Origin of the sequence: Streptomyces sp. NPDC056169 (assembly GCF_042268445.1) — a bacterium.
Classification (GTDB): domain Bacteria; phylum Actinomycetota; class Actinomycetes; order Streptomycetales; family Streptomycetaceae; genus Streptomyces.
Genome location: NZ_JBHJUO010000026.1, coordinates 93,250 through 112,146, shown reverse-complemented (window position 1 = coordinate 112,146; position 18,897 = coordinate 93,250). Strand labels below are relative to the sequence as shown.

General features: G+C 73.3%; 16 protein-coding genes. 8 read left to right on the top strand and 8 right to left on the bottom strand.

Annotated features, from left to right (window positions below; translation table 11 throughout):
* Positions 1–171 precede the first annotated feature (171 nt).
* Together ACFC0G_RS34875 and ACFC0G_RS34870 are read right to left on the bottom strand one after the other, a co-directional pair.
* Positions 172–1,008: a siderophore-interacting protein gene (locus tag ACFC0G_RS34875; RefSeq protein ID WP_376411482.1), complete on the bottom strand. Its 837-nt coding sequence runs from the start codon at positions 1,006–1,008 to the stop codon at positions 172–174.
* Positions 1,009–1,090: 82 nt separating this feature from the next.
* Positions 1,091–1,996, bottom strand: a complete 906-nt coding sequence (locus ACFC0G_RS34870) for a 5'-3' exonuclease H3TH domain-containing protein (RefSeq protein ID WP_376411497.1) — start codon at positions 1,994–1,996, stop codon at positions 1,091–1,093.
* A gap of 454 nt (positions 1,997–2,450) precedes the next feature.
* Between ACFC0G_RS34870 and ACFC0G_RS34865 the strand changes: the two genes are divergently transcribed.
* The 4 genes from ACFC0G_RS34865 to ACFC0G_RS34850 all read left to right on the top strand — a co-directional run bounded on the left by ACFC0G_RS34865 (position 2,451) and on the right by ACFC0G_RS34850 (position 6,812).
* On the top strand, positions 2,451–3,518 hold the full coding sequence (locus tag ACFC0G_RS34865) for a glycine betaine/L-proline ABC transporter ATP-binding protein (protein ID WP_376411479.1): 1,068 nt from the start codon (positions 2,451–2,453) through the stop codon (positions 3,516–3,518).
* Positions 3,511–5,319: an ABC transporter permease/substrate binding protein gene (locus tag ACFC0G_RS34860; RefSeq protein WP_376411476.1), complete on the top strand. Its 1,809-nt coding sequence runs from the start codon at positions 3,511–3,513 to the stop codon at positions 5,317–5,319. Before ACFC0G_RS34865 ends, ACFC0G_RS34860 begins: the two co-directional genes overlap by 8 nt.
* Positions 5,320–5,508: 189 nt before the next feature.
* Entirely contained in the window at positions 5,509–6,060 is a 552-nt protein-coding gene (locus ACFC0G_RS34855) for a helix-turn-helix domain-containing protein (protein WP_376411473.1), read from the top strand.
* Positions 6,057–6,812, top strand: a complete 756-nt coding sequence (locus ACFC0G_RS34850) for a helical backbone metal receptor (RefSeq protein ID WP_376411470.1) — start codon at positions 6,057–6,059, stop codon at positions 6,810–6,812. The genes ACFC0G_RS34855 and ACFC0G_RS34850 overlap by 4 nt, the downstream gene beginning before the upstream one ends.
* Here the strand turns inward: ACFC0G_RS34850 and ACFC0G_RS34845 are convergent.
* Positions 6,739–7,920 (bottom strand): TDT family transporter, encoded by a 1,182-nt coding sequence (locus ACFC0G_RS34845; protein ID WP_376411467.1) that lies wholly within the window; start codon positions 7,918–7,920, stop codon positions 6,739–6,741. The genes ACFC0G_RS34850 and ACFC0G_RS34845 overlap by 74 nt on opposite strands.
* A gap of 70 nt (positions 7,921–7,990) precedes the next feature.
* On the opposite strand from ACFC0G_RS34845, the gene ACFC0G_RS34840 reads away from it, so the two are divergent.
* Entirely contained in the window at positions 7,991–8,953 is a 963-nt protein-coding gene (locus tag ACFC0G_RS34840; RefSeq protein ID WP_376411464.1) for a LysR family transcriptional regulator, read from the top strand.
* Positions 8,954–8,972: 19 nt separating this feature from the next.
* Here the strand turns inward: ACFC0G_RS34840 and ACFC0G_RS34835 are convergent, their stop codons facing one another.
* On the bottom strand, positions 8,973–10,604 hold the full coding sequence (locus ACFC0G_RS34835; RefSeq protein ID WP_376411461.1) for an amidohydrolase: 1,632 nt from the start codon (positions 10,602–10,604) through the stop codon (positions 8,973–8,975).
* A 55-nt stretch (positions 10,605–10,659) separates the two neighbouring features.
* The gene (locus tag ACFC0G_RS34830) at positions 10,660–11,352 is read right to left on the bottom strand and encodes a TetR/AcrR family transcriptional regulator (protein ID WP_376411459.1); all 693 of its coding nucleotides are present in this window, start codon (positions 11,350–11,352) and stop codon (positions 10,660–10,662) included.
* Between the two features lie 91 nt (positions 11,353–11,443).
* On the opposite strand from ACFC0G_RS34830, the gene ACFC0G_RS34825 reads away from it, so the two are divergent.
* Positions 11,444–12,901 (top strand): purine-cytosine permease family protein, encoded by a 1,458-nt coding sequence (locus ACFC0G_RS34825; protein ID WP_376411456.1) that lies wholly within the window; start codon positions 11,444–11,446, stop codon positions 12,899–12,901.
* 126 nt (positions 12,902–13,027) lie between these two features.
* On the opposite strand, the gene ACFC0G_RS34820 is transcribed toward ACFC0G_RS34825, so the two are convergent.
* The 3 genes from ACFC0G_RS34820 to ACFC0G_RS34810 form a co-directional block, all read right to left on the bottom strand.
* Positions 13,028–13,717: a gamma-glutamyl-gamma-aminobutyrate hydrolase family protein gene (locus tag ACFC0G_RS34820; RefSeq protein ID WP_376411454.1), complete on the bottom strand. Its 690-nt coding sequence runs from the start codon at positions 13,715–13,717 to the stop codon at positions 13,028–13,030.
* A gap of 34 nt (positions 13,718–13,751) precedes the next feature.
* Complete coding sequence (eat, locus tag ACFC0G_RS34815) at positions 13,752–15,209, bottom strand: ethanolamine permease (protein ID WP_376411451.1); 1,458 nt, start codon at positions 15,207–15,209, stop codon at positions 13,752–13,754.
* Between the two features lie 112 nt (positions 15,210–15,321).
* A complete protein-coding gene (locus ACFC0G_RS34810) occupies positions 15,322–16,050 on the bottom strand; it encodes a FadR/GntR family transcriptional regulator (RefSeq protein WP_024755443.1) in 729 nt (242 codons plus the stop codon).
* A 90-nt stretch (positions 16,051–16,140) separates the two neighbouring features.
* Between ACFC0G_RS34810 and ACFC0G_RS34805 the strand changes: the two genes are divergently transcribed.
* Together ACFC0G_RS34805 and ACFC0G_RS34800 are read left to right on the top strand one after the other, a co-directional pair.
* Entirely contained in the window at positions 16,141–17,505 is a 1,365-nt protein-coding gene (locus ACFC0G_RS34805) for a glutamine synthetase family protein (protein ID WP_376411448.1), read from the top strand.
* Between the two features lie 30 nt (positions 17,506–17,535).
* A complete protein-coding gene (locus tag ACFC0G_RS34800; RefSeq protein WP_376411445.1) occupies positions 17,536–18,891 on the top strand; it encodes an aldehyde dehydrogenase family protein in 1,356 nt (451 codons plus the stop codon).
* Positions 18,892–18,897: the final 6 nt, after the last annotated feature.

Here is an 18,897-nt window from a genome sequence, read left to right as displayed (position 1 = left end):
GGGGGGGGGGGGGGGGGGGGGGGGGGGGGGGGGGGGGGGGGGGGGGGGGGGGGGTTGGGGGGGGGGGGGGGGGGGGGGGGGGGGGGGGGGGGGGGGGGGGCCCGGGGGGGGGCGCCGGGGGGGGGGGGGGGGGGCCCCGGCCCCCACCCCCCCTCTCGTGTGCTGCGAGCGTCAGTTCTCCTGCTCGCGCTCCACCTGGTCGTTCCACTCGCGCTTGATCGCACGCCACGCCTCGTCCGTCTTCCCCAGGCGCCAGTACCCCGAGATCGACAGCCGCTCGCGTGCCACCCCGCGATCCATCCGCAGGTGCCGGCGGAGGTCCTTCACGAAACCCGCCTCGCCGTGGACGAAGGCGTGGACGTCGCCCGCCGGGAAGTCCAGCGTCCGCACGGCCTCGACGACGGCTTCGCCCGCCGGGCGGTCGCCCCGGTGCAGCCAGGTGACGTCCACCCCCGCGGCCGTCGCGAACTTCTGCTCCTCCGCCGCGTCCGAGACCTCCACGAAGGCGTGCACCCGCGCCCCCGCGGGCAGTCGCTCAAGCGCCACCGCGATCGCGGGGAGCGCGCTCTCGTCGCCCGCGAGCAGGTGCCAGTCCGCCTCCGGGGCCGGCGCGTAGCCGCCGCCCGGGCCGAGGAAGCGGATCGTCTCGCCGGCCTGGGCCCGCGCCGCCCAGGGGCCCGCGAGGCCCTCGTCGCCGTGGACCACGAAGTCGACGGTGAGCTCGCGGTGGACCGGGTCCCACGCCCGTACCGTGTACGTCCGCGTCGTCGGCCACTGGTCCCGGGGGAACTCCTCCCGGATCCGCTCCATGTCGAACGGCTCCGGGTAGGCGACCCCCTCGGGGGCGAACAGCAGCTTCACGTAGTGGTCGGTGTACTCGCCGACCTCGAAGGCGTCGAGTCCGGGGCCTCCCAGGACGACCCGCACCATGTGCGGAGTGATCCGCTCGGTGCGCACCACACGCGCTTCGGTGGCCTTCGGTGCCTTGCGGGCCGGCTGCTCTGCCACGAGGGGCTCTCCTGACTCGACGAACTTAGGTATGCCTAAGCTAGCATCCCGGTGCGCTGTCGCCCAAGGAATATCCGGGTGATCAGCGTGCGAGCACCGGAAGCAGGCGCCCCACCGCCCCGCCCAGACCCCACCGCTTCACCAGCGCCTCCAGCGCCGCCGGGTCACGCGGCCCCGACGGCAGGGCCGGGTCGAACTCCGGCAGCGGTGCGTCGCCGGCGACCCGCACCACGGTCGGCGCCACGTCCAGGTACGCGGCCGCCTCCACGATCCCGCGCCGCTTGGCCGGCGTCAGCTTCGACGTCCGGTCCTCCGCCGCCGCCCGCACCCCGGCCAGATCCCCGTACTCCGTGATCAGCTGCGCGGCCGTCTTCTCGCCGATGCCCTTCACCCCGGGCAGCCCGTCGCTCGCGTCCCCGCGCAGCGCCGCGAAGTCCGCGTACTGGTCGGGGCGCACGCCGTACTTCGTACGGATCAGCTCCGCGTCCACCAGGTCGCAGTCGCCGACGCCCTTGCGCGGGTACAGCACGCGCACCCCGCGCGCGTCGTCCACCAGCTGGAACAGGTCCCGGTCACCCGTGACGATGTCCACAGGACCGGCGGCGCGCCCCGCCAGCGTCCCGATGACGTCGTCCGCCTCGTACCCCGCGGACCCGACCCGGGCGATCCCGAGCGCCGCGAGGACCTCCTCGATCACCGGCACCTGCGGGGAGAGCGTGTCGGGGATCTCCTCCTCGTCCGGGCCGGTCTCCGTCTCGGCCGCCACCCGGTGCGCCTTGTACGAAGGGATCAGGTCCACCCGCCACTGCGGCCGCCAGTCCTCGTCCCAGCAGGCCACCAGGTCGTCGGGGTGGTGGTCCTGGACGAGCCGGGTGATGAAGTCGAGAAGTCCGCGGACGGCGTTCACCGGAGTGCCGTCGGGTGCCCGGACGGAGTCCGGCACGCCGAAGTAGGCGCGGAAGTAGAGGCTGGCGGTGTCGAGGAGCATCAAACGTCGCGTCACCCGCCTGATTTTAGGGCTCGGTTCGCCTCCGGGGCGCTTCAGCCGTGCTCACAGCCCCGACCGTGCGCGCCTCTTTTTGGGGCTCGGTTCGCCTCCGGGGCGCTCAAGCCGTGCTCACAGACCCGACCGTGCTCGCCCCCTCCTTCGTCGGGGGCTCCGCGCGCTCGGGGCTGTTCCCCCGGCCGCGCCCCTTCGGCTCACTCGCCCGCCCCGCCCGCCCCGCCCGCCCTGCAAGTCCCACACGTCCCACACGTGACCCCCGTCACCTTTGCGTTTGCACCCGGTGAAGCCGGGCAGGCGCGAGCCCGGAGCGGAGCCCGGTACGGGATTCAACAACGGAATCCCCGTACGCGACGGGTCGCGGGCGGATCCCGCGCCGCTCCACGGCCCGGCCGCGCGGGGGTGGCGGGCCGTTCTCATTGCTACCCGTGAGGTCTATGTGTCCAGGCTCCAGGCCGACCACCTGTACAAGGTGTTCGGCAGACGACCCGATGAAGCCGTCCGGCGCCTCGCCGACGGCGCCGACCGCGACGAACTGCGGGCCGAAGGCACGACGGCCGCCGTCGTCGACGCCGGCTTCGTCGTCGAACCCGGTCAGATCTTCGTCGTGATGGGCCTGTCCGGCTCCGGGAAGTCCACCCTCCTGCGCATGCTCAACGGCCTTCTCGAACCCACCGCGGGCCGGGTCCTCTTCGACGGCCGCGACCTCACCGCGCTCTCCCCCCGCGAGCTCCGCGCCGTCCGGGCCACCAAGATCAGCATGGTCTTCCAGCACTTCGCGCTCTTCCCGCACCGAAACGTCCTGGAGAACGCCGCCTACGGCCTGGAGGTCCAGGGCGTCCCGCGCGCCGAGCGCGAGACCCGCGCCGCCGAGGCCCTCGAACTCTGCGGGCTCGCCGGCTGGGAGAAGTCCTGGCCCGACGAGCTCTCCGGTGGCATGCAGCAGCGCGTCGGCCTCGCCCGCGCCCTCGCCACCGACGCCGACCTGCTCCTCATGGACGAGTCCTTCAGCGCGCTCGACCCGCTCATCCGCCGCGACATGCAGGACCAGCTCCTCGTGCTCCAGCAGCGGCTGAACAAGACCATCGTCTTCATCACCCACGACCTCAACGAGGCCATGCGCATCGGCGACCGGATCGCCGTCATGCGGGACGGCCGGATCGTCCAGCTCGGCACCGCCGAGGACATCCTCGTCCGCCCCGCCGACGACTACGTCGCCTCCTTCATCCAGGACGTCGACCGCTCGCGGGTCCTCACCGCCTCCGCCGTCATGACGGCGGGCGCCACCCCGGCCGACTGCCCCGCCGACTGCGCCTGCCGGGCCGTCGGACCCGACACCCTCGTCGCCGACCTGTGCGCCGTCGCCGCCCTGGCCCCGCACCCCGTGACCGTCGAGGACTCCGACGGCACCGTCCTCGGAGTCGTACCGGCCGATCGCCTCCTCGGCGTCATGGGCGGGCTCTCCGCGCAGGACATGCAGAAGAAGGAGGTGACCGCCCGTGCCTAGGCTCCCCCTCGGCGAGTGGGTCGACAGTTCCGTCGACTGGCTCCAGGCCCAGTTCTCCTGGCTCTTCGACGCCGTCAGCACCGGTGTCACCGGCCTCTACGACGGCATCGACGCCGTCCTGTCCGCACCCCAGCCGCTGCTCTTCGCCGGCATCCTCGCCGTGGTCGCCTGGTGGCTGCGCGGCCTCGCCGCCGGTGTCCTCGCCTTCGCGGGCTTCGCGCTCGTCGACTCGGTGGACCTGTGGGACGAGGCGATGGCGACGCTCTCCCTCGTCCTCGTCGCCACCCTCGTCACCCTGGTGATCGCCGTCCCCCTCGGCATCTGGGCGGCGCGCTCGAAGACCGTCAGCGCCGTGCTCCGGCCCGTCCTCGACTTCATGCAGACCATGCCGGCGATGGTCTACCTGATCCCCGGCATCATCTTCTTCGGCGTCGGCGTCGTCCCCGGCATCATCGCCACCATCGTCTTCGCGCTGCCCCCGGGCGTCCGGATGACCGAGCTCGGCATCCGTCAGGTCGACGGCGAACTCGTCGAGGCCGCCGAGGCCTTCGGCACCACCCCGCGCGACACCCTCCTGCGCGTGCAGCTCCCGCTCGCCCTGCCGACGATCATGGCGGGCGTCAACCAGGTCATCATGCTCGGCCTCTCCATGGTCGTCATCGCGGGCATGGTCGGCGGCGGCGGCCTCGGCGGCGCCGTCTACCGCGCCATCGGCAACGTCGACATCGGCCTCGGCTTCGAGGCCGGCGTCTCCATCGTCGTCCTCGCCATGTACCTGGACCGGATGACCGGCGCCCTCGGCCGCCAGGTCTCCCCGCTGGGCCGCCGCGCCGCCGCCAAGGCCCGCGCCGCGAGCGCCAAGCGGCCCGGCGCGAAGCTCTGGGCCCACCGCCCGCAGCCCGTCGCCGCCCTCGTAGGCGTCGTCGTCCTCGCCCTCGTCGCCGGCGGCATGGGCTTCCTCGGCTCCGGCGGCGCGACCTCCACCGCCGCCGCGGGCAAGAACAGCGGCCACGGCAAGAAGATCAGCATCGGCTACATCCCCTGGGACGAGGGCATCGCCTCCACGTACCTGTGGAAGGAACTGCTGGAGCGCCGCGGTTACGAGGTCGACACCAAGCAGCTGGAGGCGGGCGCGCTCTACACCGGCCTCGCCGGCGGGCAGCTCGACTTCCAGACCGACGCCTGGCTCCCCGTCACGCACGAGCAGTACTGGGAGAAGTACAAGAACGAGCTCGAAGACCTCGGCTCCTGGTACGGCCCCACCTCCCTGGAGCTCGCCGTCCCCTCCTACGTGAAGGGCGTCGACTCCCTCGCCGACCTCAAGGGCAAGGCGGGACAGTTCAAGGGCCGCATCGTCGGCATCGAGCCCAGCGCCGGAATGATGGGCATCCTCAAGGACAAGGTGCTCAAGGAGTACGGCCTGGAGGGCGAGTACAAGGTCGTCGACGGCTCCACCCCCGGCATGCTCGCCGAACTGAAGCGCGCGTACGAGCGCAAGGAGCCCGTCGTCGTCACCCTCTGGTCCCCGCACTGGGCCTACTCCGCCCACGACCTGAAGAAGCTCACCGACCCCAAGGGCAGCTGGGGCAAGGGCGACGGCGTCCACACCCTCGCCCGCAAGGGCTTCGCCGCCGAGAACCCCGAGGTCGGCGCCTGGCTGAAGAACTTCGAGCTCACCGAGAAGCAGCTCACGGACCTCGAAGCCGTCATCCAGGAGACCGGCAAGGGCAAGGAGCAGCAGGCCGTCCGCGTCTGGCTGGACCGCAACCCCGGCCTCGCGGAGAAGCTCGCCCCGCAGTAGCACCCGGCGGACCGGGATTCGTTCCTGTCCGGAAAGGGGTGGTCGCCGAACGTGTTCGGCGACCACCCCTTTTCGTCACGACGCGAAACCCGGAGCCAAAGCTGCGTAAGGTTCAGGTAACCGACCGGTACGCGGTCCGAGGGAACGCGACGCGCACGAGGCACACGAGGCACGAGGGAGGGAGCCGACATGGACGAGAAGGAAACACCCCGCGTGGGCGCGGCCGTCAAGAGACGGCGCAGAGCGCTCCACCTCACCCTGGCCGTCGTCGCCTCCCGCAGCGGCCTCTCCGTGCCCTTCCTCAGCCAGGTCGAGAACGAGCGCGCCCGGCCCAGCCGCCGCTCCCTCGAACTCGTCGCCGATGCCCTGGAGACCACCGCCGGCGAGCTCCTCGCCGCCGCCGAGGCCGCCCGCACCGTCGACGTCGTCCGGGCGGAGGAGCGCTCCGCGGCACTGCCCAGCGGCGTCCGCCGGCTCGTCCGCGACCGCCACCAGCTGCACGCCCTGGAGTTCACCGGCGAACAGGACGCGGGCCGCGAATTCCAGCACCGGAACGACGAGTTGCTGTACGTGGCCGACGGTGCCGCCGAGGTCGAGGCCGAGGGCCGCGCCCACCGGCTGGGCCGCGGCGACACGCTCTACCTCTCCGGAGGCGTACGGCACCGCTGGCGCGCCACCGAGCCCGGCACCCGCCTCCTCGTCGTCGCCGTCGCCGAGCACGTCGAGGTCGAGGAGGAGTGAGGGCCGCCGGCGCCGGACCGCGAGTCGTCTCCCTCGTCCCCTCCCTGACGGAGGCCGTCGCCGTCTCCGCGCCCGGCGTCCTCGTCGGCGCGACGGAGTGGTGCAGCCACCCCGCCGACCTCGACGTCGTACGGATCGGCGGCACCAAGAACCCCGACGTCGCCGCGATCACCGCGCTCCGGCCCGACCTCGTCCTCGCCAACGAGGAGGAGAACCGCGCCCCCGACCTCGCCGCCCTGCGGGCCGCCGGGCTCGACGTCCTCGTCACCGAGATCCGCACCCTCGACCAGGGCCTGCGCGAGCTGGAGCGGGTCCTCGCCGCCTGCGGCGCGCCCCGGCGGCCCCGCTGGCTGGAGGAGGCCGAAGCCGCCTGGGAGGCCGTGACCCCCCTGGAGCCCGCGCCGGACGGAACGCCGCTGACCGCCGTCGTGCCGATCTGGCGCCGCCCCTGGATGGTCCTCGGTAGCGACACCTTCGCCGGCGACCTGCTCGGCCGCCTCGGCGTCCGCAACGCGTACGAAGGCCATCCCGAGCGCTATCCGCGGATCCCGATCGACGAGCTCCGCGCCATTGCCCCCGACCTCGTCGTCCTGCCCGACGAGCCCTACCGCTTCACGGCGGACGACGGCCCCGAGGCCTTCCCCGGGACCGCCGCCGCCCTCGTCGACGGACGCCTGCTCACCTGGTACGGGCCGTCGCTGGCACAGGCGCCGCAGGTGCTGTCCCGGGCCCTGCGAGCAGCGCGCCGCTGAGCAGCCCGCGCACCGTGTGGACACCCGCCACCAGCCAGGCCGCCACGAGGAGCACGTACAGACCGACGGCGAGCCACCGGAAGGCGGCCAGACCGGTGTGCTGGGCGAGCCCCTCGGCACCGGTCACACAGGTCCCGACGGGGAAGGTGAACGCCCAGAAGGTCATCGCGAAGCCCATGCCCCGCCGCCGCGCCCGCAGCACCATCGCCCCGGCGAGCGCCAGCCACAGCAGCGCGAACCCCATCACGGGCACCCCGTAGAGGACGGCGAAGGCGGCGAAGCCGTGCGCGTACGGGTCGGGCAGCACGCCGGGGGCCGCGTCGGCGAACTTGTTCGCGGCGGTCGTCGACTGGCCCAGCGGGCCGAGGACCAGGAACAGCGTGGGGGTGAGCGCGAGCGGCAGCGGGCCGCCGGTCACGAGCCGGCCGAAGACCAGCGGCAGCATGACCAGGGTGGCGAGCAGGCTGAGACCGAACATCGCGTAGCAGGCGAGGAGCAGCGTCTGCTGGGCCTGCCCGGCGGGCAGATGGGGCACGAGCAGCGGGCCGAGCGCGGCGGACACCATGGGGGCGACGACCGGGAGCAGCCACACCGGGGACGCGCTCTCGATCCGGTGGTGCACCACCATGAGGTACGGCACGGCCACCGCGGCCGCCAGCCCGATCGCCGTGCCGAGGGTGAAGAGTACGGTGTCGAGCGCCAGGGCCGCGGGGAGCCCGATCCAGTCCCGGCCCACGATCATCGCGCCGCCGCCGACGGCGAGCAGCGCCATCGACAGACAGCCGTAGAACGGCGCCATCGCCGGGTCCATGAGATGGGCGCGGGCCTGGTCGCGGTGGTGGATCCAGTGCAGCGCACGGGCGGAGACGAGGACCAGCAGCATCGCGAGCGACAGGGCCCACACCGCCGCGCAGAGCGTACGGAGACCGGGGACGTCCACCGGGAGGGCCGCGCCCGCGTTGGCGACGATGGCCGTCCCCATGACGGAGGCGTACCAGTTGGGTCCGAGGTGACGGACGGAACGGGCCGGGGAGAGCGGCCGTGCGCCGGGGGTGGTGGCGCGGGGGGCCGGACGGGGGGCCGAGCGGGGTGTTGCGAGGCTTGCCATGACCCCACCGTCGCGCCCTTTCGATGCACCCACCAGGGATCTTGGGACTATGACGTCATAAGCTGGCTTTATGAGCAGTGAGATACCAGAGCGGCACGGCACGCACGGCGGAGAGCCGAGGCCGCACCTCTCCCACCGGGTCCCGGACCTCGGCGCCCTCGAACTGCTCATCGCCGTCGCCCGGCACGGCAGCCTCGGCGCGGCCGCCCGCGAGGTCGGGATCACCCAGCCCGCCGCGAGCAGCCGGATCCGCTCGATGGAGCGCCAGCTCGGGGTCGCCCTCGTCGACCGCTCGCCGCGCGGCTCGCGGCTCACCGACGCGGGCGCGCTCGTGACGGACTGGGCACGGCGGATCGTCGAGGCCGCGGAGGCCTTCGACGCGGGCGCGCAGGCCCTGCGCGGGCGGCGCGACTCGCGGCTGCGGGTCGCCGCGTCCATGACCATCGCCGAGTACCTGCTCCCGGGCTGGCTGATCGCGCTGCGCGCCGAGCGCCCCGACACGGCCGTGTCGCTCCAGGCCGGGAACTCCGCGGCGGTCGCGCAGCGGCTCTTCACGGGCGAGGCCGACGTCGGCTTCGTGGAGGGGCTCGCCGTGCCGGACGGCCTCGACGGGGTCGTCGTCGCGCACGACCGGCTCGCGATCGTCGCCGCGCCCTCGCACCCCTGGGCCCGCCGCCGCGGCGCCCTGGACCCGGCGGAGCTGGCCGCGACCCCGCTGATCCTGCGGGAGCGCGGTTCGGGCACCCGGCAGGTCCTGGACGCGGCGCTCGCCGGCCACGGCGGGCTCGCCGAGCCGCTCCTCGAACTCGCCTCCACGACGGCCGTGAAGGCCGCCGCCGTCAGCGGGGCGGGTCCGGCCGTCCTCAGCGAACTCGCCATCACCGAGGAGCTGGCCTCCCGCCGGCTGGTCGCCATCCCCGTCGAGGGCGTGACGCTCCGCCGTGACCTGCGCGCGGTCTGGCCCGCGGGACACCGCCCGACGGGCCCGGCCCGCGATCTCCTCTCGCTGACCCGCGCCCGCCCGGCGGGCTAGGGGGTGTCCGGCGGACGGGCTAGACCCCCGCCGCCCGGTGGGTGATCCGGCCGTCCAGGACCGTGAGGAGGACCGGCAGGTCCGGCAGCTCGACCGCCGGCGTGGTGACCGGACTGTCCGCGAAGACCGCGAGGTCGGCGCGGTGGCCGAGCGCGAGCCGGCCCGCCTCGTGCTCCTCGCCCGCCGCGTACGCCGGTCCCGTCGTCATGCCCCGCAGCGCCTCCAGCGCCGTCAGCGCCTGCTCGGGCCCGTGCGGGGCCTGCCCGAGGTCGCGGCTCGGGCGGCGGTGCCGGGCCCCGGCCAGCACGCCGAGCGGCGGGAACGGCGCGATGGGCCAGTCGGACCCCAGGACGACGGTCGCCCCGGAGTCCACCAGATCGCGGCAGCGCCAGGCGCGCGAGGCACGCTCCTCGCCGAGGCGCCGCGACCAGTTGTCGGTGTGGTCGGCCCGGGTGAAGTCGCAGCAGTGGGTGGGCTGCATGGACGCGACGACGCCGAGCTCCGCGAAGCGGCGCAGCGTGTCGTCCGGCACCGTCTCGATGTGCTCCACCCGGTGGCGTACCCGGACCGACGCGGAGGCCTGGGCCTTCTCGACGGAGTCGAGGACGTGCCGTACGGCCGCGTCGCCGATCGCGTGCGTCGCGGTGGCCACGCCCGCCCGGTGCAGTTCCCCGACGATGTCGGTGTACGCGGCGGGATCCGGCCAGAACGCGGCCGTGGACTCGCCGTGGCGGTCGGGCCGCTCCAGCCACGCGGTGCCGTTGTCGATGGTCCCGTCCATGAAGAGCTTGACGCCCGCGACCCGCCACAGCGCGCCGCCCGTGCCCTGCTGCGCGATCAGGGCCCGTACCCCGTCCGCGTCGGTGCCGGGCTGGCACCAGGGCGCGACGCGGAGCCGCAGCGGCAGCTCACCTGCGGCGTCGAGCTCCCCGTACAGCGCGAGGCTCTCGCCGTTGGCGTCCATGACGTGCCCGCCGGTCAGACCGGCCGCCGCCATGGACCGCAGGGCGGTCGCGAGCCCCTCCCGGCGCTCCGCGCGCGTCGGCCGCGGGGCGACCCGCTCGACCAGCGCGCAGGCCGCGTCCTCCTGGAGCAGGCCGGTCGGGCGGCCGTCCGCGTCACAGACGACCTCGGCGGAGGCCTGCGCGAAGGTCCGCGGCCCGTCGACCCCGGCGAGTTCGAGCGCCCGGCGGCTGGCCAGCGCCGAGTGGGCGTCGAAGAGCAGCAGGAAGGCGGGCACCCCGTCGAGCACGGCGTCGAAGGGGGCGATGCCGACGGGCCGGTCGCCGAAGACGTTCGGGTCGAGGCCCCAGGCGAACAGCCACTCCCCGCGGCCGGGGCGGCGCACCTCCCGGGCGAGCGCCTCCCGTACGTCGTCGAGGCCGGCGCAGCCCGACAGGTCGAGGCCGCCGGTCAGCTCGGCGCCGGTGACCGGGTGGACGTGGCCGTCGACGAGACCGGGTGTGACGACGGCGCCCTTGAGGTCGACGACGGTGGTGGCGGGCCCGGCGAGGGCGCGGATCTCGCGGTCGTCGCCGAGGGCCGAGATCCGGCCGTCGTCGGAGACGGCGAGCGCGGTCTGCGGCAGGAACGCCCCCGTGCCGGGGTCGAGCAGTCGGGCGGAGAGCAGGACGAGTCGGGTGGTGCGCACGGGGGCTCCAGGGGAGGGCGAAGGGCGGTACGAGGGGTGCTGCGGGTCGCGGTGGTCAGTGGGGAGCGGCCGGGGCGGCGGGCTTCGGGGCCTGGGGCTCCGTCGGTTCCCTGAGAGGTGCCGCCTCGGTCAGGGTGCCGTGCGCCAGGCCGAGTTCCCGCTCCGCCGTGGTGACGGCCATCCGGGTCACGGCCTCCGGCCGGTTGCTGCGGTCGGTGTTGGCGTGGGCGCCGAGGCCGTCGAGGACGACCAGGATCTGGATGGCCGCCGTCCGCGGGTCGTCCGTGCGGAACTCGCCCCGCTCGACGCCCTCGCGGATGAGCCTCTCGAGACGGTCGTCGGAGGCGAGCTCCTGCTCGGCGACCCGGTCGCGCAGGACGGGCCGGTAGCGGCTGAGGTGCCGGGCGTTGATCCAGAGACGGCTGATGTCGTCGTACGCGTCCCCGGCCGAGAGGGCGAAGTAGCGCGCGAGGTACTGCGTGGGGGTCCCGTGCGGCCGGTCCGCGGGCAGCAGGGCGTCGAGCTCACCGGTGGAGGCGACGCTGAAGGCCTCGCCCACCAGATCCTCCGCCGAAGGGAAGTAGTGGCTGATCAGACCGGGCCGGACGGCGAGCTCCTCGGCGATCCGCCGCAGGGTGACGCACTCGAGCCCCTCGGTCAGGGCGACCCGGGCCGCGGTCTGCACGATCTCCGCCCGCCGGGCCTCTGGGGTTTTCCGAACTCGCTTGCGCTGGACGCTTGACGACATACCCGCGATGCTATTGAGTGTGCGACCAATAAGCAATCAGGCGGGCGGCGAACGAGCGCCTGGTGGGCACCGCCAGCATCCGGAGGGCCGCATGGCTTCCACGATCCCCGATCCGATCCCCCGCTCCCAGGGCGACCGGGTCACCCCGTCGGCCGCCGCCGACAGGCCCGGCCGCATCGAGGCCCACGGCATCGATCACATCCCCGACAGCGAACGCCACGGACACCCCCGCGAGCTCTTCTCGGTCTGGGCGGCGGCCAACGTCAACTACCTCAGCCTCGTCATCGGCGGCGCCCTCGTCCTCATGGGCCTGACCCTCTGGCAGGCCGTCGCCGTGATCGTCGTGGGCAACCTCTTCTGGCTGCTCACCGGCCTCCTCGCCACCTCGGGCCCCGCCGCGGGCGCGCCCAGCGAGGTGATCACCCGCGCCGTCTACGGCGTCCTGGGCAACCGCGTGAACAACGCGGTCGGCGGCTGGCTCGTCTCCGTCTGCTACTTCGCCCTCAACCTCGCCGCCGCGGCGACCGCCGCCTTCGCCCTCGTCGAGAAGACCGGCATCACGGCCGGCACCCCCGTCAAGGTGGCCGTGATCGTGGTCATCGCCGCGCTCACCCTGGCCATCAGCGTCTACGGGCACGCCCTGATCATCAAGCTGTACCTGCCGATCACCCTCGCCCTGACCGCGACCTTCGGCGTCGTCGCGTACGCCGTCCTGCGCCACGCCGACTTCTCGTACGCCCCCGCCGAACGGCTCAGCGGCGCCCCGCTCTGGACCCTCCTCGTCGCGGGCACCACGCTGATCGCCTCGGGTCCGCTCTCGTACACGACGAGCGCCGACTTCTCCCGCTACCTGCCCCGCACGGCCTCGAAGAAGGCGATCGTCGCCTGGACCGCCCTCGGCGCCTTCCTGCCCAGCGTCGTCGTCTGCTCGCTCGGCGCGTTCGCCGCGACCGCCGTCGACATGACCGACCCGCAGAACGCGCTCCAGACGATCCTGCCCGGCTGGTTCACCCCCGTCTTCCTGCTCGCGCTGGTCCTCGGCACGATCTCCATCAACGCCCTGACCGCCTACAGCGCCGGCCTCGCCCTCCAGGCCGTCGGCCTCCGCATCCGCCGTACCGTCAGCGTCCTCTTCGACGGCGCCGTCGCCGTGGCCCTGACCCTCTACGGGCTGCTCGTCTCCAACTTCCTCGACACCGTCAGCAACGCCCTCCAGGTGATCGGGGTCCTCATCGGCCCCCTCATGGCGGTCTACGCCACCGACGTCGTGTTGCGCCGCTGCCGCTACGACGGCCCCGCGCTGTCGGACGAGACCCCCGGCGGCCCCTTCTGGTACACGGGCGGCGTCAACCTCGCGGGGGCCCTCGCCGTCGTGGCGGGCGTGGCCTCGGCCGCGCTCTGCGTCAACACCCTCTACACGGGTCCCGTCGCCGGAGCCCTGGGCGGCATGGACCTCTCCCTCCCCGTCGGCATGACGGTCGCCGCGGCCCTCTACGCCCTCCTGATGCGGAACGACTCCACCGTGCTCGCCGCCCGGGCACGCGCGTGAACGGCCGTACGCCCCTCCGGGTCGGCGGGGACGCGGGCAGACGGCGCTACGTTCCGGACACGGCCCGCCAGTGACGCGAGGCCCGGCTCCTCGACGAGGCCCGGCTCCTCAGCGAGGCCCGGCTCCTCACCGCCCGACGGCCGCCGCCGCTTCGACGAGTCCCCGCATCACCCGCAGGTCCTCGCCCATCTCCGGGTGCCACTGCACGCCGAGGGCCCAGACGGGGGCGGCCAGTTCCACCGCCTCCACCGTGCCGTCCTCCGCGTGGGCCGAGACCGTGAGCCCGGCGCCGAGCCGGTCCACGGCCTGATGGTGATAGGTCGGGACCTCGGTCAGCTCGGGCACCAGGGAGGCGTACCGCGTGCCCGGCACCGGCTTGACCGCGTGCCGGCCGATCACCCCGACCGCCTCCACGTGCCCGTCCAGGTGCTGGATCAGCGTCCCGCCGAGCGCGACGTTCAGCAGTTGCATGCCCCGGCAGATCCCGAGCAGCGGGGTGCCGGAGGCCAGCGCCGCGTCGATCAGGGCCAGTTCCCAGGAGTCACGGGCGCGGGCCGGCGGTCCGGTACGGGGGTCGGGCTCGGCCCCGTACCGTACGGGCTCGACGTCCGCCCCGCCCGCGACGACCAGGCCGTCGAGCCGGGCGACGAGCGCCGCCGCGGCGGCCGGCTCGTCCGGCGGCAGCATCACGGCGAGCCCGCCGCTCTCCCGGACGAGTCGCGGGTACGGCGCGGGGAGCAAGGCGGCCTGCATGTCCCACACCCCCCAACGGGCCTGGTCCAGATAGGTGGTCACGCCGATGAGCGGCTGGGACACGTGCTTCCTCCAGGAGCGTCGGTGAGTCGATGCGTCAGTCGCGTGCGAGCTCGGCCTCGGCCGCGGCGAGCGCCGCGAACTCCTCCTCCGGCGCGCCGGCCACCAGGTGGTGCCGACTGTAGAACGCGAAGTAGGCGAGAGCGATCACGTACACCCCGAGTGCCATGAACGCCGCCGTCCGGTCCACCAGGAAGGTCGCGACGAGCGCCGAGAGGGCCAGGACGAAGGCGACGGACGAGGTCACGATCCCGCCGGGCGTCCGGTACGGCCGGTGCAGGCCGGGCTCGCGGCGCCGCAGCACGATGTGGGAGAGCGCCATGAGGGCGTACGAGATGGTGGCGCCGAAGACCGCGATGTTCAGCATCCGCGCCCCGTTCCCGGTCCCGGCGGCGAGCGCGAAGCCGATCGCGCCCGGGATGAGCAGCCCCAGGTACGGCGACTTGCGGCGGCTGGTGAGGGAGAGGAAGCGGGGCAGGTAGCCGGCCCGGGAGAGGGCGAACAGCTGGCGCGATCCGGCGTAGATGAGGGAGAAGAAGGAGGCGACCAGGCCCGCGAGGCCCGCGTAGTTCACGAACCGGCTGAGCGCCGTCGGCTCCCCGTCGCCCTGGAGCGCCACGACGAGCGGGTTGCCCGCCTCCTGGACGGCGGTCGAGCCGCGCGCGCCGGTGGCGGCGAGGAAGGTCACGACGGCGAGTAGCACCAGGATCCCCATGGAGAGGGAGAGGGCCCTCGGCATCGACCGCACCGGGTCCTTCGCCTCCTCGGCGGCGAGCGGCACGCCCTCCACGCCGAGGAAGAACCACATGCCGAAGGGGAACGCGGCCCAGATCCCGAGGAGTCCGAAGGGCAGCCAGGAGTTCGACCCGAAGGCCTCGGCGTCGACCGGGATGTCGTTCAGGCCGTCGACGTGGAAGTCGGTGAAGGCGCCGAGTGCGAAGACGACGAGCGCGGCGACCGCGATCGCCGTCACGATCAGGCTGAAGCGCAGCGCCTCGCCCACGCCCCACAGGTGGATCCCGATGAAGAGCGCGAAGCAGACGAGGTAGACCGGCCAGCCGGACTCCAGGCCGAAGAGGCCGAGGGACTCGACGTAGTCGCCGATGAAGATGGAGATCGCGGCGGGCGCCAGGATGTACTCGATGAGGATCGCGGTGCCGGTGAGGAACCCGCCCCAGGTGCCGAGCGCCCGGCGGGCGAAGCCGTAGCCGCCGCCCGCCGTGGGCAGGATGGCGGAGAGCTCGGCCAGCGCGAAGACCAGACACGCGTACATCGCGCCCATGAGGACGGTGGCGACGGCGAGTCCGCCGAAGCCGCCCTTCGACAGACCGATGTTCCAGCCGGAGAAGTCCCCGGAGACGACGTAGGCGACGCCGAGGCCGGTGAGCAGCAGCCAGCCGGCGCTGCCGCGGCGCAGCGCGCGGCGCTCCAGATAGTCGTCCTTCGGTGGGGTGGTGCCGCCGGAGGTGTTTCCGGTGGTGTCTTCGAGCGTCATGGCAGCGTCAGCTCCCCGCAACGGGCCCAATGGATTGGAGCCATACCTTTGCGGCGCCCGTACGGGATGCGCAACCCCCGTGCGTTACTTTCGGGTTACGCGTACCCCTTCCCTACGTCAGGAACCCCCGCAGCAGCGCGGCCGTGCCCGCGCAGTGCTCCCGCATCACCTCGCGAGCCGCGTCCGCGTCCCCGTCGAGGACCGCCTCCGCCAGTGCGGTGTGCTGGTGCTGGGAGTGCTCCAGATTGCGGACGAGCAGGGGGATGCAGTCCAGCAGGTCGTTCACCGTCGCCCGTACGGCGGCGTACTGGGCGGTCAGCGTCGGCGAGCCGGAGAGCTCGGCGAGCGTGAGGTGGAGCAGGGTGTCCTGGCGCCGGTATTCGGCCAAAGGTGCGTCGTGGGTCGCCGCCACGGCGGCCCGCAGCCGCTCGGCGCCCGCCGCGTCGAGCCCGTGGGCCGCGCAGAGCCCGGCGGCCCCCACCTCCAGCACCTCACGGAAGCGCAGGGTGTCCTCCATGTCGACCGAGGCGATCCGGCGGCGCAGCTCGTCCTCGTCGGCGGTCTGCACGCGGGGCAGGACGAACGTCCCGCCGTACCGGCCGCGCCGGCTCTCGACGAGCCCCTGCTCCTGGAGGACCTTGAGCACCTCGCGCAGGGTCACCCGGCTGATCCCCATCCGGTCGGCCAGCTCCCGCTCGGCGGGCAGCCGCTCCCCGCCCGGCACGAGGCCGAGCCGCACGACCTGGAGGATCTGCTGCAGCGCCTCCTCGAAGCCGTTGCCCGCCCGCACCGGCCGCAGCACGGGCGTCAGCCGGTCCGCCGATTCACTCGTACTGGCCACGTTCCTCGTTTCCCCTTCTCCAGCACTTCCCAAGCAATGGTCTTCGGCAATACCTTATGGCTCCCGGCAGGCCGAAGGAGGAGCAATCCCGTGGCAGACCGCACACCCCCGCTCACCGTCGAGGAGCTGCGCTCCCTCGTCGCGAGCGGCGAGATCGACACCGTCGTCCTGGCCTTCCCCGACATGCAGGGACGGCTCCAGGGCAAGCGGTTCGCCGCGCAGTTCTTCCTGGACGACGTCCTCGGCCACGGCACCGAGGGCTGCAACTATCTTCTGGCCGTCGACACCGAGATGAACACCGTCGAGGGCTACGAGATGTCCTCCTGGGACCGCGGCTACGGCGACTTCGCGATGCACCCCGACCTCACCACCCTCCGCCGCCTCCCCTGGAACGAGGCCACCGCCATGGTGACGGCCGACCTCGCCTGGGCCGACGGCACCCCGGTCGTCGCGGCCCCCCGCCAGATCCTCCGCCGCCAGCTGGAGCGCCTCGCCGAGCACGGCTTCACGGCCCACGTCGGCACCGAGCTCGAGTTCATCGTCTTCCAGGACAGCTACGAGCAGGCCTGGGACGCGAACTACCGCGGCCTCACCCCCGCCAACCAGTACAACATCGACTACTCCGTGCTCGGTACCGGTCGCATCGAACCCCTCCTGCGCCGCATCCGCAACGAGATGACCGCCGCCGGACTCACCGTCGAGTCCGCCAAGGGCGAGTGCAACCCCGGCCAGCACGAGATCGCCTTCAAGTACGACGAGGCCCTCGTCACCTGCGACCAGCACGCCGTCTACAAGACGGGCGCCAAGGAGATCGCCGCCCAGGAGGGCTACTCGCTCACCTTCATGGCGAAGTACAACGAGCGCGAGGGCAACTCCTGCCACATCCACCTCTCCCTCCAGAACGCCGACGGAGAGAACGTGATGGCCGGGGACGACCGGCACGGCATGTCGGAGACCATGCGGCACTTCCTCGCCGGGCAGCTCGCCGCCCTCCGCGACTTCTCCCTCCTCTACGCCCCGAACATCAACTCCTACAAGCGGTTCCAGCCCGGCTCCTTCGCCCCCACCGCGGTCGCCTGGGGCCACGACAACCGCACCTGCTCCCTCCGGGTCGTCGGCCACGGCCGCTCCACCCGCTTCGAGAACCGCCTCCCCGGCGGCGACGTCAACCCCCACCTCGCCGTCGCCGGCCTGGTCGCCGCCGGCCTGTACGGGATCGAGCAGCGCCTCGAACTGCCCGAGCCCTGCACCGGGAACGCCTACACCGCCGAGTACGCGCACGTCCCCACCACCCTGCGCGAGGCCGCCGAACTCTGGGAGACCAGCGAGATCGCCAAGGCCGCCTTCGGCGCCGAGGTCGTCGCCCACTACCGCAACATGGCCCGCGTCGAACTCGACGCCTTCGACGCCGCGGTGACCGACTGGGAACTGCGCCGCTCCTTCGAACGCCTCTGACCGGCACGTGCGACAAGAGAGAAGAACGAGTTGCTCCAGGTACTGAACCCGGCGACGGAGGAGCTGGTCGCCACCGTCCCCGCCGCCACCCCCGCCGACGTCGACGCCGCCGTCGCGCGCGCCACCGCCGCCCAGCGCGGCTGGGCCGCCGCCGCGCCGGCCGACCGCGCCCGGCTGCTCCGCCGCTTCGCCGCCGTCGTCGACGAGCACGTCGAGGAACTCGCCCGCCTGGAGGTCACCGAGGCCGGGCACACCCTCGGCAACGCCCGCTGGGAGGCCGGCAACGTCCGCGACCTGCTCGACTTCGCCGCCGGGGGAGTGGAGCGCCTCAACGGGCGTCAGATCCCGGTGGCCGGCGGCCTCGACGTCACGATCCTCGAACCCCTCGGGGTCGTCGGCGTCATCGCGCCCTGGAACTTCCCCATGCCGATCGCCGCCTGGGCCACCGCACCCGCCCTCGCCGCCGGCAACGCGGTGATCCTGAAGCCCGCCGAGACCACCCCCCTCACCGCGCTCCGCCTCGCCGAACTCGCCCTGGAGGCCGGCCTGCCCGAGGGCCTCTTCCAGGTCCTCCCCGGCACGGGCCCGGTCGCGGGCAACGCCCTCGTCGAGCACCCCGGCATCGCGAAGATCGTCTTCACCGGCTCCACCAGGGTCGGAAAATCGATCATGGCCAAGTGCGCCGACCAGGTGAAGCGGCTCACCCTCGAACTCGGCGGCAAGAGCCCCAACATCGTCTTCGCCGACGCCGACATCGAGGCCGCCGCCGCGGCCGCCCCGATGGCCTTCCTCGACAACAGCGGCCAGGACTGCTGCGCCCGCACCCGCATCCTCGTCGAGCGGAGCGCGTACGACCGCTTCCTGGAGCTCCTCACCCCCGCGATCGAGGAGATCGTCGTCGGCGACCCGCTCGACGAGCGCACCCAGATGGGCCCCCTCATCTCCCGCGCCCAGCTCGACCGCGTCCGCTCGTACGTCACCGAGGACCTCCAGGGCATCCGCGGCAAGGCCCCCGAAGGCCCCGGCTTCTGGTTCCCGCCGACCGTCCTCACCGGCGTACCCGAGGACGCCCCCTGCTCCGTCGAGGAGATCTTCGGCCCGGTCGCCGTCGTCCTGCCCTTCGACGACGAGGCCGACGCGATCCGCCTCGCCAACGCCACCGAGTACGGCCTCTCCGGCTCGATCTGGACCCGGGACGTCGGCCGCGCCCTGCGCGCCTCCCGCGCCGTCCGGGCCGGCAACCTCTCCGTCAACTCCCACTCCAGCGTCCGCTACTGGACTCCGTTCGGCGGCTACCGACAGTCCGGCCTCGGCCGCGAACTGGGCCCCGACGCCCTGACCGCCTTCACCGAAACCAAGAACGTCTTCATCAGCACGGAGGCCTGAGCACCC